The sequence below is a fragment of the Pseudomonas sp. S3(2024) genome, from assembly GCF_036861315.1.
Classification (GTDB): Bacteria; Pseudomonadota; Gammaproteobacteria; order Pseudomonadales; family Pseudomonadaceae; genus Aquipseudomonas; species Aquipseudomonas putida_A.
In genome coordinates, this window is sequence record NZ_JAZAQQ010000001.1 from 972,864 (window position 1) to 996,410 (window position 23,547).

At 61.1% G+C, this 23,547-nt stretch carries 17 protein-coding genes and 2 pseudogenes; 4 read left to right on the forward strand and 15 right to left on the reverse strand.

Annotated elements, in window-relative coordinates:
• Nucleotides 1-21: 21 nt before the first annotated feature.
• Complete coding sequence (locus VLA07_RS04555; RefSeq protein WP_333988478.1) at nt 22-693, reverse strand: histidine phosphatase family protein; 672 nt, start codon at nt 691-693, stop codon at nt 22-24.
• A gap of 288 nt (nt 694-981) precedes the next feature.
• On the opposite strand from VLA07_RS04555, the pseudogene VLA07_RS27105 reads away from it, so the two are divergent.
• Both VLA07_RS27105 and VLA07_RS27110 read left to right on the forward strand, forming a co-directional pair.
• Nucleotides 982-1,962, forward strand: a pseudogene (locus tag VLA07_RS27105) (methyl-accepting chemotaxis protein); the annotation flags it as partial.
• Between the two features lie 309 nt (nt 1,963-2,271).
• Nucleotides 2,272-2,868: pseudogene (locus VLA07_RS27110) on the forward strand (methyl-accepting chemotaxis protein); the annotation flags it as partial.
• A 260-nt stretch (nt 2,869-3,128) separates the two neighbouring features.
• Here VLA07_RS27110 and VLA07_RS04565 read toward each other — a convergent pair.
• The 7 genes from VLA07_RS04565 to VLA07_RS04595 all read right to left on the reverse strand — a co-directional run bounded on the left by VLA07_RS04565 (nt 3,129) and on the right by VLA07_RS04595 (nt 13,663).
• On the reverse strand, nt 3,129-3,650 hold the full coding sequence (locus tag VLA07_RS04565; RefSeq protein ID WP_247267953.1) for a hypothetical protein: 522 nt from the start codon (nt 3,648-3,650) through the stop codon (nt 3,129-3,131).
• Nucleotides 3,651-3,795: 145 nt separating this feature from the next.
• The gene (locus VLA07_RS04570) at nt 3,796-5,175 is read right to left on the reverse strand and encodes a DUF1329 domain-containing protein (RefSeq protein WP_333988481.1); all 1,380 of its coding nucleotides are present in this window, start codon (nt 5,173-5,175) and stop codon (nt 3,796-3,798) included.
• A 163-nt stretch (nt 5,176-5,338) separates the two neighbouring features.
• Nucleotides 5,339-7,297, reverse strand: a complete 1,959-nt coding sequence (locus tag VLA07_RS04575; RefSeq protein WP_333988483.1) for a DUF1302 domain-containing protein — start codon at nt 7,295-7,297, stop codon at nt 5,339-5,341.
• A gap of 47 nt (nt 7,298-7,344) precedes the next feature.
• A complete protein-coding gene (locus VLA07_RS04580; protein WP_333988484.1) occupies nt 7,345-8,634 on the reverse strand; it encodes a phospholipase in 1,290 nt (429 codons plus the stop codon).
• A gap of 243 nt (nt 8,635-8,877) precedes the next feature.
• The gene (locus VLA07_RS04585; protein ID WP_333988485.1) at nt 8,878-10,446 is read right to left on the reverse strand and encodes an FGGY-family carbohydrate kinase; all 1,569 of its coding nucleotides are present in this window, start codon (nt 10,444-10,446) and stop codon (nt 8,878-8,880) included.
• Between the two features lie 20 nt (nt 10,447-10,466).
• A complete protein-coding gene (locus tag VLA07_RS04590; protein WP_333988486.1) occupies nt 10,467-12,062 on the reverse strand; it encodes a glycerol-3-phosphate dehydrogenase/oxidase in 1,596 nt (531 codons plus the stop codon).
• A gap of 5 nt (nt 12,063-12,067) precedes the next feature.
• Entirely contained in the window at nt 12,068-13,663 is a 1,596-nt protein-coding gene (locus VLA07_RS04595; protein ID WP_333988487.1) for an FAD-binding oxidoreductase, read from the reverse strand.
• A gap of 211 nt (nt 13,664-13,874) precedes the next feature.
• Between VLA07_RS04595 and gliR the strand changes: the two genes are divergently transcribed.
• Nucleotides 13,875-14,891 (forward strand): AraC family transcriptional regulator GliR, encoded by a 1,017-nt coding sequence (gliR, locus tag VLA07_RS04600; protein WP_333988488.1) that lies wholly within the window; start codon nt 13,875-13,877, stop codon nt 14,889-14,891.
• A gap of 478 nt (nt 14,892-15,369) precedes the next feature.
• Entirely contained in the window at nt 15,370-15,735 is a 366-nt protein-coding gene (locus VLA07_RS04605; protein ID WP_247267961.1) for a DUF6124 family protein, read from the forward strand.
• Nucleotides 15,736-15,795: 60 nt separating this feature from the next.
• Here the strand turns inward: VLA07_RS04605 and VLA07_RS04610 are convergent, their stop codons facing one another.
• The 7 genes from VLA07_RS04610 to VLA07_RS04640 all read right to left on the reverse strand — a co-directional run bounded on the left by VLA07_RS04610 (nt 15,796) and on the right by VLA07_RS04640 (nt 23,493).
• Nucleotides 15,796-16,164 carry a glyoxalase superfamily protein gene (locus VLA07_RS04610; RefSeq protein ID WP_007962133.1) on the reverse strand — a complete coding sequence of 123 codons (369 nt, stop codon included), beginning with the start codon at nt 16,162-16,164 and terminating at the stop codon, nt 15,796-15,798.
• Between the two features lie 118 nt (nt 16,165-16,282).
• The gene (locus VLA07_RS04615) at nt 16,283-17,740 is read right to left on the reverse strand and encodes an N-acyl-D-amino-acid deacylase family protein (RefSeq protein WP_333988489.1); all 1,458 of its coding nucleotides are present in this window, start codon (nt 17,738-17,740) and stop codon (nt 16,283-16,285) included.
• Between the two features lie 25 nt (nt 17,741-17,765).
• The gene (locus VLA07_RS04620) at nt 17,766-18,404 is read right to left on the reverse strand and encodes a YdcF family protein (RefSeq protein ID WP_027614137.1); all 639 of its coding nucleotides are present in this window, start codon (nt 18,402-18,404) and stop codon (nt 17,766-17,768) included.
• Nucleotides 18,401-19,075, reverse strand: coding sequence for an HAD family hydrolase (locus VLA07_RS04625; protein WP_333988491.1), 675 nt, complete (start codon nt 19,073-19,075; stop codon nt 18,401-18,403). The genes VLA07_RS04620 and VLA07_RS04625 overlap by 4 nt, the downstream gene beginning before the upstream one ends.
• A gap of 1 nt (nt 19,076) precedes the next feature.
• A complete protein-coding gene (locus VLA07_RS04630; protein WP_333988493.1) occupies nt 19,077-20,252 on the reverse strand; it encodes an MFS transporter in 1,176 nt (391 codons plus the stop codon).
• 62 nt (nt 20,253-20,314) lie between these two features.
• On the reverse strand, nt 20,315-22,036 hold the full coding sequence (locus VLA07_RS04635) for a carbamoyltransferase family protein (RefSeq protein ID WP_333988494.1): 1,722 nt from the start codon (nt 22,034-22,036) through the stop codon (nt 20,315-20,317).
• A 563-nt stretch (nt 22,037-22,599) separates the two neighbouring features.
• Nucleotides 22,600-23,493, reverse strand: a complete 894-nt coding sequence (locus tag VLA07_RS04640) for an NAD-dependent epimerase/dehydratase family protein (RefSeq protein WP_333988495.1) — start codon at nt 23,491-23,493, stop codon at nt 22,600-22,602.
• Nucleotides 23,494-23,547: the final 54 nt, after the last annotated feature.

Below are 23,547 nucleotides of genomic sequence, written 5' to 3' on the forward strand. Positions count from 1 at the left end.
TGACGCTTGGCAAACGTCAGTTCATCGGGTGCTCACCGAGTGCCAGTCGGAGGCTTCGATGAAGCCAAGCACCCGCGGGTCCGCTTTGTTTGCGGCAGACACAAACAGTGAGGAACCGTAGCCAGGGTCAGAAACCGGTGTATTCAAGTCCTTCTCCAGCTCCGCCATGCATTCGCTGTGGGTCACCAGGATCAGGTTGCGCCCCGCAAGCTTGTGCGCCAGCGCTTCCTGCAGGATGTGGCCCTTGCAGCTGATTAGCCAATCTTCGCCGCTGGCCGCGCGGTTGAACATGTAACCGGCGGTCTGCACGGTGCGCAGCATCGGGCTGTTGTAGATGTCGGCGTTATTCAGGCCCAGATGCTCAAACTGTGCACCGACACCGACCGCAACACTGCGCGAGCGGTCGGTGATGCCGTCGTCGCCACTCAGGCACGGCGCCGGCGAGTGATCGCAGCGCTCGACGTGACGCACCAGCACGATCATGTCGCCCTTGGCCCACCCGGCCGCCAGCGCCCGGTCACCGGACACATTGCCATGGGCCAGGTCCGGCACCGCCGCCGGGGCGAGCAGCCACAGGGTCAGCGGGATCACCAGCAGCAACGCGGCGAGCACCACCCAGGTATTGCGATAGCGGGCCAGTCCGCTCAGAGAAATCGAGCGTTTGACGCCGAACAGACTCAGTCTCAATTCCACATCGGGCCGCCTCGTCGGCATCCATCACAGTCAATTCGATGCGGCGAGGGTAGAGAGACGGGCGTAAGTGACGAGTGAAACGCATGTGAAAAAAGTCTTGAAGCGCCCTTGTTACAAATTCCGTAGGACAAAAACCTTTCAGCTCTCGTGTTTGCGGCCGATACAGACCTGCTAACACCCTTGCTGGCTCAAAAAAACAACAATCTTCCAGCCTGACCGACGATCAAGTAGCTCTACGTTCCTGGAGGAATTGTGATGAATAGCTGGTTCGGCAACATCAGCGTGAACATGAAATTGGGCCTGGGCTTCGGCCTGGTCCTGGCCCTGACCTGCGTGCTGGCCCTGACGGGCTGGACCAGCCTCGGCGGCCTGATTGACCGCAGCAACTGGATGAGCGACATCACCCAGCTCAATGCCGGTCTGACCAAGCTGCGCGTGGTGCGCCTGCAATACATGCTGACCAACGGCGACGAAACCGCCGCGCAGAATGTACAAACCACCCTCGAAAGCTTCGCCGCGCAACAACAAGCGCTGATCAACAAGTTCAAGAGCCCGGAAAACGTCAAACTGCTGAAAGAGCAGGCCGCGACTATCGCCGAATACCAGACCTCGCTGAACAAGATGCGCAACGCCTACCGTACCGGCAACAGCGCCCGCGACGTGATGGGCACCAACGCCGACACCGCTTACAACCTGATCGAAACGATCAGCAAGCGCGTGCAGCAAATGGACATGAGCGAGCAGCGCTTCGAGCAGTTCCAGGCCATCAGCCAGGCCAAGGAAGCGTTCATCCTGGCGCGCTATGAAGTGCGCGGCTACACCGCCACCACCAACGCCGAAACCGAGCAGAAAGCCGTTGGCCAACTGGACGCAGCGATCGCCAGCCTCAAGCAATTGAACGTGCATTTCGCCGCCACCCAGCAAGACGCCCTGCGTCAGCTGGAAACCGCTCTGACCAACTACCGCAGCGCGTTGCAGGCGTACAAGAACGCCAACAGCGAAGCGGTGCAGGCGCGTAAAGAGATGACCGATCAGGGCACCGCGATCGTCAACACCAGCGAGCAGCTGTACCAGATCCAGCTCGACCGCCGTGATATCGAAAGCGCCCAGGCTCGTACCTTCCAACTGATCAGCACCCTGCTGGCGCTGTTGGTCGGTGTGATTGCCGCAGTGATCATCACCCGTCAGATCACCCGTCCGTTGCAGGAAACCCTGGCCGTGGTCGAACGCATTGCCAGCGGCGACCTGACCCAGAACGTCACGGTCACCCGTCGCGACGAACTCGGCGTGCTGCAACAAGGCATTGCGCGCATGGGCGTGACCCTGCGCGACCTGATCAGCGGCATCCGCGACGGCGTCACCCAGATCGCCAGCGCCGCCGAAGAACTGTCGGCCGTGACCGAGCAGACCAGCGCCGGCGTGAACAGCCAGAAGGTCGAGACCGATCAGGTTGCCACCGCCATGCATGAGATGACCGCCACTGTGCAGGAAGTCGCGCGCAACGCCGAAGAAGCCTCGCAAGCCGCTGCCGCCGCTGACGGCGAAGCCCGTGAAGGCGACAAGGTGGTGAATGAAGCCATCGCGCAGATCGAGCGTCTGGCCAGCGAAGTGGTGCGCTCCACCGAAGCCATGAGCGTGCTGCAACAGGAAAGCGACAAGATCGGCAGCGTCATGGACGTGATCAAAGCCGTGGCCGAACAGACCAACCTGCTCGCGCTCAACGCCGCGATCGAAGCGGCGCGTGCCGGTGAAGCCGGGCGTGGTTTTGCCGTGGTCGCCGACGAAGTCCGTGGCCTCGCCCAGCGCACGCAGAAATCCACCGAAGAAATCGAAGGTCTGGTCGCCGGTCTGCAGAACGGCACCCAGCAAGTGGCGGCGGTGATGAACAACAGCCGCGCCCTGACCGACAGCAGCGTGGCCCTGACCCGCAAGGCTGGCGACTCCCTGGAGAACATCACCCGCACGGTGTCGAATATCCAGTCGATGAACCAGCAGATCGCCGCCGCGGCCGAACAGCAAAGCGCCGTGGCCGAAGAAATCAGCCGCAGCATCATCAACGTGCGCGACGTGTCGGAACAGACCGCCGCGGCCAGCGATGAAACCGCAGCGTCCAGCGTTGAACTGGCACGCCTGGGTGGTCAACTGCAACAGATGGTCAGCCACTTCCGCGTCTGATCTTCACCTTTGCGCTGAACGAAAGATCGATTCGCGAGCAAGCCCGCTCCCACAGGTAAGGCGTTGAACACAACTCATGTGAACAACGCCATTCCCTTGTAGGAGCGAGCCTGCTCGCGATGGTGTCAGCCCGACCACCCCATACTCACTGCCGCAACGCTCACACCTCCCACGGATTCATCACTTCCACTCACGAGAACTGAAAGTCCTTCACGTTCGCGTGGCGATTGCTGCGCCTGGGCAGGTCGTGCATCTGATGGTCAGCCAAGCTTGTTTGGCTGTGAAGCCTCCGCGCGCAAACTCTCTATTAACCGTTTCTCCGTACCATCCAAGGTTGTCAGTGGCTTGGTAATACCCGTAACAGAAAATACTACGTCGACCTCGCAGTAACGGCCGCCGGCTCCTTTTTGGGTCACGAAATTCAAACGGCCATTGACACGTAATTCGCCCGCCCCATCATGGTTTTCAAACATCACTTCACCCTGTTGCGCAGGATAGCGGGGGTAAAACTCACCATCAACAAACGCCAGACTCTGAATGTCACTAGATGGAAAAGTAAAATTGTCACTGTGTTGACGGTCTTTTTTAAACCTCAAGGAGATTAATGCCAAGGGGGCCTCATTTAGACCTGCGACCTCCAAACCTAAGCCTTGATCGTCAAATCGATGAACAATTGTCGTTTTAAAAGTGATTTTTTTTTCTAAGTCTCCAATACCCGATTTAACCAGAACCGTTCCCTTCATCTCGCCCTGCGACTTGTTAATTCCCTGATCGGTTTCCATATCGCTCGCCTCTCTATGCCCTATACCCATATGGGAATTGGCGCGAAATCAGCATGCTTCAAAAGCAGAAAATTTTGACCTGTCATAGATGACAGGTCATAAGATTTGATCGCGATTAAAGAGCCGCTATCAATGCCTCAGCCCCTCACCGTGTCCCGCGCTGGCGCAACGCCGATGGCATGAAATACGCGTCTTCCGGCACCGGTTGCGAGAAGTCGACGGTGGAGGCTTCTTCGTTGTCGAGGTTCTGCACGTAGTAACGGCGGGCCTGCAGGTCGTGGAACACGTCCAGTGCGCTCCAGGTGGTCGGCAGGTCGTAGAAGTTTTTCAGGTAGGCCATCGACACACGCCACAGCTCCCCTCGCCCATCGTATTGATCGACCAGCGCCGCGCCCCAACTGTCCTCGTCGAGAAACAGCACGCGCTTGGAATAGACATGCCGCGCACCCGGTTTCAGGTTGCCTTCGACCACCCACACGCGGTGCAGCTCATAGCGCGTGAATTGCGGGTTGAGGTGGCCGAGGGTCAGCAGTTGCGCGTACTTCACGTCGGGGCTGCCGACCTTGTAGTTGTTGTAGGGAATGTAGATTTCCTGCTTGCCCTTGAGCTTCCAGTCGTAGCGGTCCGGCGAGCCGTTGAACAGGTCGGTATCGTCCGCCGTGCGCAGGCCATCGGATGAGGCGATCGGCGTGTCATATGCCAGGTTCGGCGCGCGGCGCACACGGCGTTGGCCGGCGTCGTAGACCCAGGCCTGGCGCGGGTCCTTGAGCTGATCGAGCATCTCGTGCACCAGCGCCGCACCGCCGGCCAGCCGCGCCGGACTTTTCACGAAGGCGAGGTAGTAGAACAGGATGTTTTTCAGGTCGGCATACTGCCCGCCCGGACGATAGAAATTGAACAGCGCTTCCTGCTGCGAAGTCACCAGCGCAAAGCTGCCATTGCGCTGCACCGGGGCTTCGGATGCGCGACGCACCACGTAGATCCCGCGATAACGGGTGATGTGGTTCCACAGCACCTCGATGCCGTCCTTGGGCACCGGGAACGGTACGCCGCCGTAGGCATCGGCGAATCCGCTGCCGCCCTCCAGCAGCTTGGCCGAGATCGCGTTCTTCAGGGTGTTGTCATACAGCCACTGCGGCGCCGAACCGGAACGACGCGATGGATAGACCGGCATCTGGAACGTGTCGGGGTAGCTGTTGAACAGCGCAATCTGACCGGGGCTGAGGTGGGCCTTGTACTGGTCGAGATTGGCCTTGGTAATGGTGAACAACGGCTTGTCCGCCGCATATGGATCCGGGTGATGTTGGCCCGGTTTGTAGCCGGCGGGCGCCTGGGTGATGCCGCCGGTCCAGGCCGGAATGGTGCCGGCGGCGTTGCCGGCGCGCTCGGCGCCCATAGGCGTGAGGGTGGTTTTCAGTTGTTCGGCTTGTTGTGGGGTGATGGCGGCGAGGGCGCTGCCGGCGGTGAGGCCCAGAACCAGCGCCAGCGCCAGCATGGTTTTGCTGAATCGTGATGCGTAAAACATGATCGATCTCCGAGATGGGAGTGAGGTCTGAAAATCACCGCAAGTCCCTTGTAGGAGTGAGCCTGCTCGCGATAGCGGTGTGTCAGACAACATTTACTGCGACTGAAAATCCGCTATCGCGAGCAGGCTCACTCCTACAAGGCGTGCGCCTGTGTTCTGGATATCAAAGGAAATACTTGAGGTTGAACCCGACGTTGTCGCGGTCGCGAATCCCGTTGTTCTGCCCGCCGCCCCAGAAGTTGGTGTATTGCACCTCGGCTTCGAGCTTGTTCTGGTAGTTGGCCTTGATCCCCAGGGTGTAGGCCTTGCGACCTTCGATGGTGTTGCCGGCCTGATAGCTGTTGCCCTTGAAGTCGTCCTTGTAGACGACGTAAGGCGAGACGTTGACCCCGGCGTACACGTCGTTCCAGGTACCGTTGAACATCACCGTGTAGCTGTAGGAGTTGCGGTTGACCTGATCGTCACGATCACCGCCGGAGACATAAGAGGTGTTGCCGGTACCGGCGTAATAACGCGTGCTGCCGTCGTAGGCGGTGTATTGCAGACTGCTGCCGCGCAGGTGTTCGGAGGCCAGTTCGAAGATGCCGAACATCGAGTCGAACGACAGCGTCGGGCCGAAGTTGTAGATGCTGCCCAGCGAGGTGTTGAACGCCTCGACGCGCTCGGCGTTGTTGATCTCGCTGTCTAGCGTGACCATCTGCCCGCCAACGTTGACGGGCTTGCCGGTCACCGCCACAGCGGCGCCGTTGGCCAGGTCGCCGATCAGATCGTTGGTAGCCGCCACACCGATCGGCAGGTTCGGCCGATAAGCGATCTCGCCGAATACTGAAGCCTGACCCAAAGTGGTGTTGAAGCTGAAACCGTACATGCGGATGTCTTCGGCATAACGCCGATGCGCCTGAATGTTGCCCATCACATCGGCCGTCGCCAGACCGTTGGCCAGCGCCCCGGCCTGACTGCCGGCCACACCGGCGAGCATGTTGGTCAGGGCATTCATGTCGATGCCTTTGTAGCCTCCGAGGTCAGCGGCGATGGTCGGTTCCTTGGCGTGATAATTGACCAGGTACAGGCCGAACTCGGTGCTGTTGAGCTCCTCGGCGATGTAGCGGAAGGCGAAGCCGAACTGGCCATCGTTGCGCGCGTTGTAGTCCTTGCCGATCGACGCCACTTTCAGCGTATTGCCGTAGGCCGGGGTCACACCGTTGGCGTACAGGCCGGTGCTTTTCAGCGCCGGGCCGAGCAACGGGTTGTTGCCCAGTGCGCTGTACAGACCGATGACGTTGCCGAAGCCCGGCACCGGGGTATCCAGCGCGGTGCCGCTGAAGTTGTTGTAACCGGTGTTGCCGCCATCGGCGAACAGGTCGGTCTGCGAGTAGAAAGTCCCGACCGGGTCGATGCGGGTTTCCTTCCAGTTGGTCTGGTAGAAGCTCTCCAGGGTCAGCGAATCGGTCAGGCCGACGTTGAAGCTCACCGCCTCCACCGGCATCAGCACTTCCTTGACTTCGGCGCCCGGCAAGCGGTACTTGGCGGCGTCCACCGGGTTGGTGGTGTTGATCCCGCCGCGATAGAAAATCCCCTCGCCCCAGTTGAACACCTGACGACCGACCCGCGCGGTGAGCGGCATCTGCGCCACGTCCCAGTTGCCGTAGACATAGGCATCGAGCATCTCGATCCGGCTGCCGGCGATGTCGCGGGTCTGGCTGGTGAAGCGGTCGTCCTGCGGGTAGCTCTGACTCGGCTGCGACGGGTTGTTGTTGCGGTAGTAATCGTTGCGTTTGTCCATCAACTGGGTGTCGTAGAACGCCGTGCCGCGCAGGAACATCCCGTAGTTCTGGTAGTTGGCTTCCAGCTCGGAAGTAATCTTGTACACCTCGGAAACCAGTCCGGTGTCGAAGTTGCGATTGCCGTCGTTGGTGTTGACGTCGTCGTTGTTCTTGTCGCGGCCCTGCACCCGCCACAAACGGCCATAGGACAGCGTCGTGTCGATCGAGCCGGTGACCTGATTGTCCAGCACGCTGAACTCGGCAGCCTGCACCGCGCCCACCGCGCAGAGTTGCAGCAGCCCTGCCAGGCCGACACCGGGAAGTGCCACGCCGGCGAGGTGCAATCGAGTGTTGATCATGGGTTCCTCCTTCCTTGTTCTTATTGTTTTTTGCGTGGCCGCGATGACTACGGTGCCAGCCCCGCGCGGACATAAATCCGGCTGTGCGCGCCGAAATGCCCGAGCAGTTTGAACAGCTGCTGATTGAGTGCCGGATGCTCGAACGTTTCGCGCTGCAACTGATTGCCGCTGCTGAAATCGCTGGTCACCGGAGCCGTCTCCAGCCACTGGCCGATGGCTTCATCGAACGCTGCCGAGTCCTCGACCGACTCGGCGCTGACCACGTCGCGCAAGTAGTCCACCGAGTACGGCGGATAGTGTTGGTCTTGAGCGACATCGGCGTAGGCCGCGAGCATCGGGTGCGCCTGACCGGCACGCAGCACGCGGCGCAGCCAGGTCGACTGGTACTTCTCGATTTCCATATGGCGGGTGGCAACGCGTTCGATCGAGGCTTTTTTATCATCGGCAAAACCGGCCAGCGCCTTGCCCTCCAGCAGCAACAGACTCGGCAGTTCGACCCCGGGCAGCGGCTTGGCGTGATACGGCTGGGTCAGGTCCTGCACGTGGTGCACGCCCCAACCAAGGAACCGGTACCCCCAGTAAGGATGGCCAGAGGCGAATGCCAAACGCGCAAGCCCCAGGTACTGATAGGCGCGCCAGTCCGGCCAACTGCGCTGAAGAAATCCGGCAGCGGCATACACCACCGGGCTTTCATGGAAGAAGCCCATGTGGAACGGCGCCTGCGAGCTGTACTGAAAACGCGCATCGCCGAACGGCTGCGGGCCGAAGCCATACAGCGCGCCGACCTCGCCGGGGTTGTCGCTGAACAGGTTGATGTCGTGACCGTAATCCGGCTCGTCGGCGGCGCTTGCCAGCACCGCCAGCGGTGCAACTTTTTCGCCGTCCGCCACGCGAATGAAACGCTGACGATTCCATGGCGAAAGCGTCTGCTCGACCATCACCTGATCGGCACTGAGATGTTCGCGCTCGGGGATGTCTTGACCCGGCAGCGGCTGAATGACCATCGCCAGATGAATGCGCGGATTGAGCCGCAACGCGGTGAGAAAATCGTGGCGCAGATTGTCACCCGGTACGGCGGGCAGCTTCAGGTTGTCGGGGCGCGGCGGGTACTGGGTGAAGTGTTCACGGGCGAAGCTTTCCTGTTGCTCCAGCAGCGCGACCACCGCTGGATACTGCTCTGCGAGAAAACGCTCCAGCGGCTCGACCTCGACCGGCGGCGCATCGCGCAGCGCCGGCAGTTCCTGCAACGCCAGATAGCTGCCCACCGTGTGGTTCGACCAGCCCCACGCCGTTGGGGCCATTGCACAAAGCAGCAACAGGAGAAAGGTCAGCTTCATTGCTTTTAATTCTTATTGGAGGTGCTGTGGGGGTTGAGCCTAACAACCGCCCCCGGCGCTGACACTGTCCGATCTCACCAGAAAAAGTCTCCGATAGCGCCATGTGCACAATAGCGAGAACACCACTGTTCCCCTGTGGGAGCGGGCTTGCTCGCGAAGGCGGTATGTCAGTTTGCACATGAGGTGACGGGCAGGCCGCCTTCGCGAGCAAGCCCGCTCCCACAGGAGATCACCACCGTACTTTTAAGCGGGGTAACCGGTGATTTTGCGGATGCTCTGGTACAGCGGCTTGAGCTGGCGATACATGCGCAGGTACACCTCGTTGTACAAACGCTCATAGACCTGCTGCGCCTCGGGCTGCGGCGTGAACACCGTGCCCACTCGCGTCATCGCAGCGATCGCCGTGGGGAAATCCGCATACAAGCCCAACCCCACCGCACAACAGATCGCCGCGCCCAGCCCGGACGCTTCGTACACATGCGGACGCTCCGCCGGCAGGCCAAAAATATTCGCCGTCAGCTGCATCGCCGCATCGCTCTGCGAACCGCCACCGGCCACCCGCAGACGCTTGACCGACACCTTCGAACGCCTCTCGATGTTCTCCAGGCCCTGGCGCAACGCATACGCCAGCCCTTCCAGAATCGCCCGGTAAATGTGCGCGCGGGTGTGCACGTCGCCGAAGCCGATCATCGCGCCTTTAGCCTCGACGCCCGGCTCACGAATCCCCGGCGACCAATACGGTTGCAGCATCAGCCCCATCGACCCCGGCGGCACCGCGTTGACCAGCGCATCGAACAGTTGCTCGGGTTCAATGCCCTGCTCTTTCGCCTGCTGCATCTCGCGCAGGCCGAACTCGTTCTTGAACCAGCTGACCATCCAGTAACCGCGATAAATCATCACCTCGCAGTTGTACTGATCGGGCACCGCCGAGGGGTACGGCGGGATCAGCGGGACGATTTCCAGATAGCGCGAACGGGTGCTGGTGATCGTCGCGGTGGTGCCGTAAGACAGGCACACGGTGCTCGCATCGACCACGCCGGCACCGACCACTTCGCAGGCCTTGTCAGCGCCCGCGGCAATCAGCGGCAAGCCCTCGGGAATTCCGGTGTGACGGCTAGCTTCAGCGCTGATATAGCCAAGGGTTTCGCCGGGTTTGTGCAAGGTCGGCAATTGCTCCGGACGCACCGCCAGCGCCTGCCATTTCCAGTCGCTGGGCGCGGCCCATTTCAGGCGCTTGAAGTCGAACGGCAGATAGCCGACGCAGCAACCCACCGAGTCGACAAAGCGCCCACACAGGCGATGGGTGAGAAAGCCCGAGAGCAGCAGAAACTTGTCGGTCGCCGCCCAGATTTCCGGTTGATGTCTAGCGATCCAGTTGGCCTCGGCCTGCGCGCGAAAATAATCCACCGTCGCCTGCGCGCCGACCAGTTTGAACAGCCAGCCCCACGGCCCCTTGATCCCGCCCTCGACTTCGCTCTGGCGCTGATCGAGCCACAGAATGGCCGGGCGCAGAGGCTTGCCCTGAGCATCGACGTTGATCACCGTGCCGCGCTGGGTGGTCAGCGACACCCCGGCAATCTGCGAGCGATCAATCCCGGTTTGCGCCCATACCTGCTGGCAAGCCTCGCCGAGTTTCGCCCAGTAATAGTCCGGATCCTGCTCGGCCCAGCCCGGTTGCGTCGAGTAATACGCCTGCAACTCGACCTTGCCTTTGCCGAGCAGATTGCCCTGCAAATCGAAGAGCAATGCGCGCACGCTCTGGGTGCCGTTGTCGATCGCCAGCAGGTAGCGCTTGTTCGAGTGGTTATCCATGGCGCTCTCTTCAAGGGGCATCAAGGCGTGGCATCCGGCAGACCGTGATGGCGTTGCCACAACGCCCGGTAACGCTGCAGCTCTTGCTGCCAGTGTGCATCGTCCCAGCCCAGTCTTGGCTGGCAGAGTTGGCGGATGGCAGCGAAATATTCTTCACCACCGCGCGCCAGCAACAGGCCCAGACGGGTGCGGCGCAGCAACAGATCATCGAGGTGCAGCACCATTTCCGCTTCGCAGGCAAAGGCCAGCTCTGCCCACAAGGTGTCGGTGTTGCCGACCGTTTCGTGACCCAACTCGGCGATCAGCTGCGCCAGTCGCGGCAGGTCGCGACCGTGGCGTCCGGCCAGACGTCGCCACTGTTGCGGGCTGAGTCCGGGGATCGGCAGCGGCGGCACCGGTGCGAACACTGGCGCGGCATCATCTTCGAAAGAGCGACCGAGCATATCGGCACAAGCCTTGAGCACTTCGATGGCTTGCGGGCGAAACGTCGTCAGTTTGCCGCCAGCTAACGTGACGCACCCCGGCTCCTGCCACAGCACATGTTCACGGGTTTCATTCGACGGTTTGCCTTGCTGCTCACCCGCCGCGCTGCCCACCACCGGACGTACGCCGGACCAGGTCGACAGCACATCGCTCGCCGTCACTTCGGCACCTGGAAATTGTTGCGTGCAGGCCGCCAGCAGATAGTCGAGTTCTTCGGCGCTGATGCTCGCGCTCTGATCCAGATTCTCGCGATGATCGAGGTCGGTGGTGCCAACCACCGTCGCCCCTTCCCAGGGAAAAACGAACACTGGCCGACGGTCGCGCTCATGCAAAAAAGTGAAGGCCTGCGCCACCGGCAAACGCCAGCCCGGCAGCAGCAGATGGCTGCCACGCAGCGGGCGCAATTGCCGCGGAGCCTCGGGCAAACGCAGGCGCTCAGCCCACGCTCCGGTCGCCACCGCCAACACGCCGCAACGCAATTGCAGCGATCCACCCGCTTCGCAGTCCTCGATCTGCACCCCACACACCCGACCGTTTTCGCGCAGCAAATGTTCGACGCGCACCCCGTTGAGCACTACCGCGCCATCGGCTCGCGCTTCGCTTAACACGCGCATCACCAGCCGTGCGTCATCGGTCAGCGCATCGACAAAACAGGTGCCGCCGAGCAGGTAATTTTCCTTCACCCCCGGCGCGAGAAAACGCAGTTGCTGCGCGTCATGAAAACGATGGCTGCGGCGTCCGGCCAACGCGTCGTAAACCGACAACAAGCCACCGAGCACACGCGGCCCGGGAAAGCCGCCGCGATAGTGCGGCATCATGAAACTCATCGGTTCCACCAGTCCCGGCGCTTCGTCGAGCAGGCGCTGACGCTCACGCACCGAATCGCGGGTCAGGCGCCACTGGCCCTTGGCGATGTAACGCAAACCGCCGTGAACCATTTTCGACGATCGGCTGGAGGTGCCCCAGGCGAAATCCCGTTGCTCCAGCAGCAGACAACGCCAGCCACGCCGTGCCGCTTCGCGCAGAATTCCAGCACCGCTGATGCCGCCGCCAATCACGATCAGGTCCCAGGTTTCGTCGGTCAATGTCGGCAAGGTTTGCTGGCGCCACGCGGCGTTCCAGTCCGGGGGCATGATCGTCACTCCTGCAACAGCGTGCCGGGGTTGAGGCGCCCGGCCGGATCGAAGTGCCTGCTCAGCGCCTGCAAGGTATCCATCGCCAGCGCGCCTTTTTCGCGCGGCAGGTACGGCGCGTGATCCTTGCCGACCCCATGCTGGTGGCTGATGGTGCCGTGGTTGTCGACGATGGTCTGGCTGGCCGCGTGCTTGAGCGCCTGCCAGCGCGCCAGCGTCGCCGGATAATCCGCCGCCGGGCGAAACACGTAAGTGGTGTAGATGCTCGAGCCTTCGCCGTAAACGTGGGACAGATGGGTGAACACATGCACCCGCTCGCCCTGCGCTGCCAAGGCATCGCGCAGGCTGTTTTCGATCAGGTTGAGCAGATTGTCGACGTTGCTCCAGTCGGTGGCGGTTTCCAGGGTGTCGACCACGTAACCGGCGTTCCACAGGTTCTCGCGCAGGTAGGGAAAACGGAAGCGATTCTGCGCCCACTTCTTGCCAAGCAACGTACCGGTGAACACACCGCCGAAGGCTTTCAGATGCTGGCGCGCCTGGCTCAGCGACAGCGCGTTTTGCCGACGGTTGCCGGTCACGCCGAAGGTCAACAGGCACTTGCCTTCACTGGCACCGCGCAGGCTCAGGTACTTTTCCAGCCAGGCGATTTGCTGCGGATGCCCGGCAAGCGCCAGTTGGGTTTCGGTCTCCACCGCGTTCGACAGGCGCAGCATCGACAGCGGCACTCGCGCCTGGGCCAATTGGCGGATTGCTTGCAGCGCCTTGCTCCAACTGGGCAGGAAAACTCCGTAAAAACGTTCATCAGCAGGCAGCGGACTGACCCGCACTTTGACCTCGGAAATGATCCCGAAACGACCCTCGCAACCGAGCACCACTTCGCGCAAATCGGGCCCCGCCGCCGAGGCTGGAAAGGTCGGGATTTCCAAGGGCCCGGCAAAGGTTTCCAGAGTGCCGCCGGCGAACAATTGCTCGATGCGCCCGTAGCGCAACGACTGCTGACCACTGGAGCGACTGGCGACCCATCCGCCCAGCGTCGACAGCTCCCACGACTGCGGGAAATGCCCCAGCGTGTAGCCGCGAGCGCGCAGCTGACTTTCCACCTGCGGGCCACTGGCGCCGGGGCCGAACGTCGCCAGTTGGCTCTGCTCGTCGAGGTCGATCAGGCGATTCATCCGCGCCAGCGACACAGTCACCACCGGCCGCGCCGAATCCGGCGGATTGATATGCCCGGCCACCGAGGTGCCGCCGCCGTAGGGAATCAGGCACAGGTCCTGCTCATGGGCGAGCGCCAGCAATTGACGGATCTGCGCGGCGGTCTCGGGAAACGCCACCGCGTCCGGATAATTGCCCAGCGCACCTTCGCGCAGCGCCAGCCAATCCGGCAGGCTCTGGCCCCGGGCGTGCAGCAGGCGGTCATGGGCGTCGACGCTGTACAAGGTGTGCGTCGCCAGCCGCGAGACCGGCACCCGCGCCAATGCCGCGTCCAGCGTGGCATCGGGCAACACGTGCCCGGCCCCCAGTCGTTCATGGAGAAAACTCGCGCCCTGCGCCGGCAGTTCGACCACCGTGGTTGCATCTCCCCAGCCGTTCCAGCGTCGCATGCGTGTGTCCTTCTTATGCAGTCTGATCAGTGATGTGGCAGGCCTCCATACTATTCAGCGGCCGCAAAGTGTCACGGTCGCATCCGGCCAGTTCGAGTAGCCAATTGAGTCAAACGTCGCGCAAGTGCCAGCCATTTACTTTAGTCGGGGTTTCAAATTACCTTTCAGGCATTCATTCGCTCACGCAGGCCTTGATCAAGGGATTCGGATCATGCAATCGCTCGGCTTCACCTCGGTTCCGCCGCTGCTCAAATACGTGCGCCATGCCGAGCAGCTGGGCATGGCCATCGAGCCGGCATTGTCGGCAGCCGGATTGCAGGCGCAGCAACTGAGCGACAACAGCCTGCGCCTGCCGGGCGAAACTCATGAGCGCCTGCTTGATTATTTCTGCGAGCACTCGGGCGATCCGCTGTTTGGTCTCAACGCGGCCAACTTCGTCCTGCCCAATTCCTGGAGCGTGCTCGGTTACATCACCATGAACTGCGCGACCCTGGGCGATGCCATGAGCCGGATCATGCCGTTCGAAAAACTGGTGGGCGACATGGGCGTCAGCCGCGCCGAAGTGCAGGACGGTCATGTACACCTGATCTGGACTTGCCGCTATGAGCGCCCGCGCATCCGCCGGCATCTGGTGGAAAACGTTCTTGGTTCATGGCTGCAATATGCACGCTGGATTGCCGACACACAGATGTCGCCCGCCGCCGTGTGGCTCGAACACCCGTGCCCGCCAGACGCTACGCAGGCGCAGTACGAAGCGTTTTTCGATTGCCCGGTGCTGTTCGAGCAAGCGTATTCGGCGCTGATCGTGCCGTTGGCGTATCTGCAATTACCCCTGCGTCAGGCCGATGCGCAGTTGCTGCGTACCCTGGAAGAACACGCGATGGGCTTGATGGCGACGCTGGAGGATGCATCGCTGGAACAACGGGTCAAAAGCATCCTGCGCCAGTTGCTCAAGGAAGGCTTGCCGCGCAAGGAACAGGTGGCCGAGCAACTCGCGGTGTCGGTGCGCACGTTGCAGCGCCAGTTGCATCAGGCGGGGACGTCGTATCAGCAGATTCTTGATGATTTGCGTCAGGAGCTGGCGGAGCATTATTTGCTCAACAGCACGTTGCCGATTCAAGACATTGCGCAGTATCTGGGGTTTACCGAGCCGCGGTCGTTTCATCGTACGTTCAAGAGCCGGCGCGGGATGCCGCCGGGGGAGTTTCGGCAGATGCATCGTGGGTGATTGTTCTGGCCTCATCGCGAGCAGGCTCACTCCTACAGTGAGTCGTGCGGAACACAAAATCTGCGTTCACTGAAGATCATTTGTAGGAGTGAGCCTGCTCGCGATGAGGCCAGCCGCCATAACGCAGTAAACACTTTTAGTACAAATGTTTAAAGACACTCAGTGTTACGCCCTACTGCCTACAAATCCTTGCGCCACTGCCTACGGCTACGCCAGAATCCGCCGGCTTGTGCGCCCTGGAGGCCGTCGGTAACTTGAGTCCGTCACTGATTTCCAGTGATCGGGTTTAGTAGCCCGAGGTTTTTGGGGCGTATCGCTCATCAGACAGTCAGGTCTTGCCTGAACGTTATGGTGGCTGTGCGCAGGGCGCCCTCGGGCGCGCCGGTTTCCCAGATCCCCGGTCTACTAACCTGCGCACGGCTGCCTCCATTTCTTTTAGTAGGGAAACGGCGGCCAGCCCTCAATGAGGATCTGGCAAATGTTCAAAGTTACACCCAACCCGCCGTCCACCGACGCGGCCTCCCCCTACGAATCCCCCGAATCAAGGAAATTCCACGAAGCCGCCGAGCGCGCCCTCGACCACTACCTCGGCCCACCGAGGCCCGCGATCATGGGCACCCCATACCAGCCCAATCGTCTCTACATGGCCAATCCGGCCAGCGGCACCGAACCGTTGCTGGCCGATGCCTGCGAATCCCTCGGCTCGGCCACCGTGATGCTCAACGACTTCGCCGGTCTGCTGGAAGGCTCGCACCGCAAGACCCTGCAAGGCATCGCGCAGGTGGTGATGGTGGCGGAAATCGCCGTCAATCGGGTGCTGGATCAATTAGTGCCGACCGAATAGCGAAAAAGCCCGCAGCCAGACATTAGTGGTCTGGCTGCGGGCTTTTTTGTATGTCTCGACTCAAACACTGATCGCGTTGGTAAACACCAACCGATTACCAAACGGATCAGCAATCGTCATGTCCTGACTGCCCCACGGCATCGCCTGAATCTGTGGGTGCGAGAACTTGTAGTCCTTGGCCACCAGTTGCTGCTGGAACGCCTCCAGCTCATCGGTCTCGATGCGCAACGCCGAGCCCGGGGTCGCATCGCCATGATGCTCGGACAGGTGCAGCACGCACTCGCCACGCGACACCTGCAGATACAGCGGGAAGTTCGCTTCGAAACGGTGCTGCCAGTCGATCTTGAAACCGAGGAAGTCGACGTAAAACTCCAACGCCTTGGCTTCATCGAAGATCCGCAGGATCGGGGTGGTTTTGCCGAAGCTCATGGGGTGCTCCCTGACTGGTTGGCCCAAGAGTTTAGCTGGGCTGGATGTCAGCAATTCGGCTTGGCGGTGGCTTTCTTTAATTGCAATGTGCCACTACTGTGACACACTCCGCGAAACGTCAGCGAAAGTTGTCACGCAAATCCCCGTCCCGCGCCAGAAACCGCCCTTCCCAGCGACCATTCGCCTGCCCATCGCGATAACTCAACACGCCATTGACCCACACCCCGTCAATCCCCTGCGCCGCCCGCTGCGGATCATGGAAATCCGCCACATCTCGCACCGTCAAAGGATCGAACAGCACCAGATCCGCCCAATAGCCTTCACGAATCTCGCCGCGCTCTTTCAAGCCAAACCGCGCCGCCGACAGGCCGGTCATCTTGTGTACCGCCGTGTGCAGCGGAAACAACCCGAGATCGCGACTGAAATGGCCGAGCACTCGTGGGAAAGCGCCCCACAGGCGTGGATGCGGGAATGGGTCTTCCGGCAGTCCGTCAGAGCCGACCATCGACAGCGGATGCGCGAGGATTTTTCGTACATCGGCCTCGTCCATGCCGTAGTACACCGCGCCCGCCGGTTGCAGGCACTTGGCGGCTTCGAGCAGTGGCACGTTCCATTCGGCGGCGATGTCGATCAGGTCGCGACCGCTGAGTTCGGGGTGCGGCGTCGACCAGGTGATGGTGATGCGATGGGCATCGGTGACTTGCTTCAGATCCAGCGTCGAAGAACTCGCCGCGTAGGGATAGCAATCGCATCCTACGTGCTGGGTTTTCGCTGCTGCTTCCAGCGATGCGAGCAACTGCGGACTGCGCCCCCAGTTACCGACACCGGCGCATTTGAGGTGGGAGATGATCACCGGTGACCGCGAGTGACGGCCAATGCTGAACGCTTCGTCCATCGCCTCCAGCACCGGTTCGAATTCACTGCGCAGGTGGGTGGTGTACACCGCGCCGAACGCGGTCAGTTCTTCGGTCAGCTGTTTGACCTCATCGGTGGAGGCGCTAAAGGCGCTGGCGTACGCAAGGCCTGTGGATAAACCGAGCGCGCCAGACTCAAGGCTTTCACGCAATTGCTCGCGCATCGCGGCGATTTCGTCTGGCGTTGCAGTGCGAAACAGGTCGTCGAGGTGATTGCTGCGCAGCGCGGTGTGACCGACGAGTGCGGCGACGTTCAGCGTGGTGTTCGCCGCTTCGACGGCGGCGCGGTAATCGCTGAAGCGTGGGTAAACGAATGCGGCAGAGCTGCCGAGCAGGTTCATCGGGTCCGGCGGATTGCCTTTGAGACTGACCGGCGAGGCGCTGATCCCACAGTTGCCGACGATCACCGTGGTCACGCCCTGGCTGAGCTTGGGCAGCATCTGCGGCTGGCGGATGACCACGGTGTCGTCGTGGGTGTGCACGTCGATGAAACCCGGGGCGAGCACGCGGCCGGCGGCGTCGATTTCCTCCGTGGCGCGGGCATCATGCAGGTCGCCGATACGTTCGATGCGCCCGTTGAGAATCGCCACATCAGCGCGGTAGCCGGGGGTGTTGCTGCCATCGATGACGGTGGCGTTGCGGATCAGCGTGTCGTACTGCATGTCTGTCTCCCGGCGGGAGTCAGCGTCAACTCCTGCCCTTGATCAAATGGTGATCGAAGCCTTGCTCCACCAGATACCGCCAGGCTACCTGAACCTCTTCGGGGATCGCCTGTTCGACCTGAAAACCCAACGCAGGGTAAACCATGATGCGGTGCACATCGCCGACCATTTCGTCGATCAGGCCCAGCACCCCGATCAGGTTGCTGACGTCATCAGGAAAATCGAACGACGGCGCATCCACAAAGGCTTCCAGTCCGGGCCACTGCACGGGCAGGGTCAACGCCACGCGCCGGATCGAATTGGGTTTGGTTAGAAACGTCGCACGACGCACGTCGGGAAACATCGCTCGGGCAAACGCGATGTTTTCGGCGAAGTTGGTCGCGCGGGTTTCCAGGGTGAACTGCTGCGCCGTCACCCCTTGCGCCAAGGCGCGTTGGGCAAAAATATCGGCTTCGGAGCGTTCCCACAAATGCCTGGTCCAGTTGCCGGTATTGCCGGTGAACAACAGGTGGGGTGCCACGCCGTCTTTCAACAGTTGGCAAGCGTAATCGCAGACCCGCAGGTCGTAGGAGCCGCAGACCACAATCAATTCACAAGCGCTGTGTTGGCGCCCCGCACCGAGGAATTTCCAGAGCACGCTGGCGTGCTGCAACGTCAATGTCATGACCGGGCAAACCTCTGGGTCGGGTGCGCGTTGATGAACAGCGCTCCATCGGCATAACCGTGCGCGCCCCTGCCGTCGAGCCTAAGCGCAAGCCGAGTGAAATCGGCATACACACCTGCGGCGCCATGCGCGGTCAGCGTCGGGTCGTCGCCAATGCCGATACACAGCGCACCGCTGCTGACCGCCGACTGCACGCCGCTGACAGAGTCTTCGAACACCAGGCATTCATCACTTTGCCGACCCAGTTGTGCCGCCGCCAGGCGATAGGGATCGGGGGCCGGTTTGCCGCTGCGTACGTCGTCGCGGCAGATGATGCTGTCGAACGCCGACGTCAGGTCGTGTTGCTGCAGAACGTGCCCGACCCGCGCCCGCCAACTGCTGGTGACCAGCGCCAAGGGCACGGCGTGCTCGCGGAGTCGGGCGATCAACGCCGCGACGCCCGGCACCAGCGCACAGTTCGTCACCTGCTCGATGGCGTCGACTTCACGCTTGATCGCCACCCGCTGTGCTTCGTCGAACTCGGCAAACAAGGTCTTGAGGGTGTAACCACCGGGGCGGCCGTGGATGTGCTCGTCAATGAACGCCTGATCGACGCTGAGCCCGTACTCGCGCGCCACGGTGGTCCAGGCGTGTTCAATCACCTCGCGCGACTGAATGAGCACGCCGTCCATATCAAAGCAGACGGCTGTAAACGTTTGTTGAGCCATGAGTTGAACTTCGCATTTTCTGATGAGCAATGAACGCCAGCACCGTTCCGACCAACGCGAACAGCGCCATCACGTAGTAGGACCACTGCGGCCGGGTCTGGTACAGGTAGCCGGCGAAAGGTGTGGCCAGGCCCATGGGCAACGCCACCGCCAGGGAGTAATAAACCCCTTGAGTAAAGACCTGAATATCCTGCGGTGCCTGGTCGCGAATAAAGCGCATGATCGCCGCGTGGTAGGCGGCAAAGCTCAGCGCGTGCAGACACTGCCCCAGCAGGATCAGCGACACCGCGTCGCTGTTGGAAAACAGCGCCCAGCGCAGTGCCGCACAGACACTGGAAAACATCACCAGGGGCAACGGCGCGCAAAACGCCAGGACCTTGTTAGAGAGCGCGAACCAGGTGATTTCCGCAATCACCGCCACCGCCCAGAACATGCCAATCGCTGAGGAAGAGAAGCCCTTCACTCCCCAACCGATCGAAGCCGTGGAAAAGTACAGGGTGTGGCTCAACTGAATGAAGCTGGCGGCGGCAATCGCGATCAGCAGGCTTTTGTGTGCCAACAGCGCTTTCCAGTCCGGCCGTTTGCGCGCCGGGCCGGGCGGCGCCAGATGCGCCCGCGCCACCTGGCGCTTCAGGCGCAGACAGGCCACGGCGGTGATCAACATGCTCGCTGCGATCACCAGCGGCACCCACGACTGGCTGTACTGCGCAAACAGAAAACCACCGAGGGTCGAGGTCAGGATAAAGGCCGATGAGCCTACCGCCCGCACCCAACCGTAATTCTGCAGGGCCAGTTTGTCGCGCTTGAGCAGATAGGACTCGGACAGCGGCAACACCACCATCCACAGCCCGCCAAACAGAACACTCAAGCACACGAACATCCATAAGTGCGCCGGGATGAAGTAGAACAGCAACGTACATAACGCGGCGGTAACGCTCAGAACAGCGGCGAGCCGCAACTGATCCACGCGCCAGTCGGCCACATAGGTGATCAGCACCCCGGTCACCACCTGCGGCCAATACGCCGCGGCGATCAGCAAGCCGATTTCACTGGCACTGAAGCCCAGGGAATCCAGCCAGGTCGGCCAGAACGGATAGATGATCCCTTCCGCCGCAAAAAAACCGAAGAAGATTAAATACATTCGTCAACCATAGCCCGGTACTCCTGAAGCAGGGCTCCCCGGGGAGCCCTGAATACCATCCATTATTCGAAGCGTTGCTGGGTGAAGCTGTTTTTGCCCTTGCGCCAGACGATCAGCGATTCACTCATGACCACCAGATCGACCATGCCTTCTTTCAACGCATCCAGTGCGTCCTGGGAAGAGCACACGATCGGTTCTTCGTGTCGATTGAACGAGGTGTTGATCAAGGCTGCCTGACCGGTTTTCTGGTGCCAGGCCGTCAGCAGGCGATGCATGAACGGGTCGCTCTGCGGGCGAATGATCTGCGGGCGCGCGGTGCCGTCGATGTGCACCACGGCCGGACTTGCCTCGCGAAATTGCGGATGGCAGTCGTAGGTCATGGTCATGGTATCGGCGGCCACTTGCTCCTCGTCCCAACCGACGTAGCAGGCCGGTGCTTGCTCAATGGCGGTGACCGGGCCGAACGGCATGAACTCGGTGCGGTGCATGCGCTTGTTGAGCCAGTCGTTCACCTCGGCATCCTGCGCGTGATAGACGATGCTGCGGTTGCACAGCGAACGCGGGCCGAACTCCATCTTGCCCTTGAACATGCCCAGCACCTGATTTTCCGTCAGGGCCTCGGTCAACACCTCGATGATGTTCGACGGCGTGTGATAACCGAGTTCAGGGTAGTCGCGATTGATCAGGTTGATGTTCTGCGAAACGCTACGCGATTCCGGGCCAAGCATCATCGACGGATTCTTGAAACGGGTGCCGTTTTCCAGGTACGCGGTACCGACCGCAGCAGCCAGTGCCAGGCCGCCATCGCCCATGCACGGCAGCACGTAGACGTCTTTGACGCCCGGGATCTCACGCAGACGCTGGTTGAGTTTGACGTTGCCAAACACGCCGCCGGCCAGGCACAGGTTGGCACTGCCGCGCAGGGCCAGATGATGGCTGACGGTGGCCACCAGCAGGTCTTCGCTGTGACGCTGTACAGCGGCGGCGATGTCCTCGGGGGTTTCCCGGGCAAACAGGGTTTCCAGCGGCTCGCTGTAGGTGTTGTAGGACGGCAGGAACATATCGCCGCAGCGCGCCTTGATGCGGCCGTCTTCGAAACGGATCATCTGCTGCATTACGCCCAGCAGTTTCTGCGGATCGCCGAATGCGGCCAGACCGGTGACCTTGCCTTCGTGGCGGTTGGGTTTGTAACCGAGCAGGTGGGTGATCCGGCCGTAGAAATAACCGAGGCTGTCGACACTGGTTTCGCGTTGCAGCACCGTGGTTTCTGACGGGCTGTACCAGGTGACGGTCAGCGACTGAAAGTCGCCGCGTCCGTCGCACGTCAGGGTCAACGCGTCCTCGAATGGCGAGCAGACATAGGCACCGAGCGCATGGCACTCGTGGTGATCAATGTAGTACGCCTTGCCTTGCAGACTGTTGTCGACGATGAACTGGTCGAATTCGCCGCGCTTTGCCTTGTCGTTGTTGATTTCATCGGTCACACGCTGACGGAACTGCGCAAGGCCCTGGGGGTTGCTCCTGACTTCCTCGACGATGCGATCGAAGTACAACGCCAGATGTTTGTCGGCACTGAAACCGGCGTTCCATCCATAGGCGACATGATCGACGTCTTCCAGCGACACGCCGGCCTGGCTCAACACAAACTCGATGGACTTGGCCGGCCAGATTTTATGGTCCTTGATGCGGGTGAAGCGCTCTTCACTGACCGCTGAAAGAATCTGACCATCACGTACCAGGCAAGCACCCGCCAAATCATTGTTTGTAATACCCAAAATGATCATAACTATTCCTTGTTTTCGCCAATTGAGGTGACGGCTTCGCCCACGCGCGTAGCGTGCAATGCAATAACCAGAGTCAATGACAGATGCCGGCCGTCATGGCCGACCATTACTCATCGGGAGATCGCGGATTCATGTAGGTCCGCCGGGGGGATACGCCCTTACGAGAAGGCATCAATGTGTCTCGCCATCGCAAATTCCTTTTGCCAGAAAACTCCATGGGCGGTGCCGTGCTGCACGGGCCTCATGCCTGCAACACGTGGAGGGCGACGTGCATCGCAGCCGCCCTCGTTTCATCGCGGTAGCAGCCTAGCCGGTAATTTCCCGAGCACCCGGCGAAGTCCCCGCTAAAAATTAAATTCCACTGGCATGCGGCGTATTTGCGGGGGTTTACCGGGACAAAAAAACGGACGATGACGGCGTGCCATTCAACTTTTCTGTTTTTGTTCCACCGCTTTCGCGAGCAAGCCCGCTCCCACCGGTTGATCGCATTCCGTCAGCCAGAATGCGGTTAACCTGTGGGAGCGGGCTTGCTCGCGAATGGCTTCACGCGGTGCAGCGTTAACTCACACCATTTCGTTACGAATCCACTCCACCACCGACGTACGCTTCGGCGCCCAGCCCAGCAGTTCACGGGCATGTACGCCGCGTACACGGCTGTTGGAACCAAGGCCGTAGTTGGCCATTTCGTAACCCCACTCGGCTTCGGCGTCTTGCAGCGGCCAGTCTTGTGGCTCGCCGAGATTCAGCGCTTCGGCCATGGCAGTGGTCATGTCAATGAACGACGCTTCGCCGCTTTCGACGAAGTAGAAAGTGCCCGGTACGTTTTTGGTCAGCGCCAGCAGATACAGGGCGACGACGTCTTCGATGTGCACGTTGGACCAGATGTTCTGGCCAGTGCCGACATGGCGCACTACGCCGCTTTTGCGCGCTTGTTTGAGCAGACGCGGCAACTGCACGCTGTCGCGATTGACGCCCAGGCTGTGGCCGTAGATCAGGGTGTTGCAGATCACCGCCGAGTTCACGCCGTCCTGTGCGGCGGCGAGGATCAGGTTGTCGATGGCCACACGGGCAGCCTTGTCAACGGTGGGTTCCGGCAGGTTGTCTTCGTAGTAGATGACGTCGCTGGACTTGCCGCCCGAAGCATCGCCGACAATGCTCGAACCGCTGGTGTGCAGGAACACTTTGTTCGAACCGCGCAGGGCACCGAGCAACGCTTCGACCGCGCCGCGATGGTCACTGCTGGCGGCGTTGATCACCGCATCGGCGGCGCGGGCCTGTTCAGCCAGCAATGTGCTGTCTTCGAGGGTGCCGATCACCGGGGTGATGCCCAAAGCTTTCAGCTCATCAGCCTGTTCGGCGCTGCGCACCAGGCCCGTTACAGAGTGCCCGGCCTGGATCAGGCCGGTGGCGATCGAGCCGCCGATAAAACCGGCAGCGCCGGTGATGAATACGGTCATGGAGAAAGTCCCTGCGTGAATAAGTGATGCAGTGAGTATCGACCGGCCACCCCG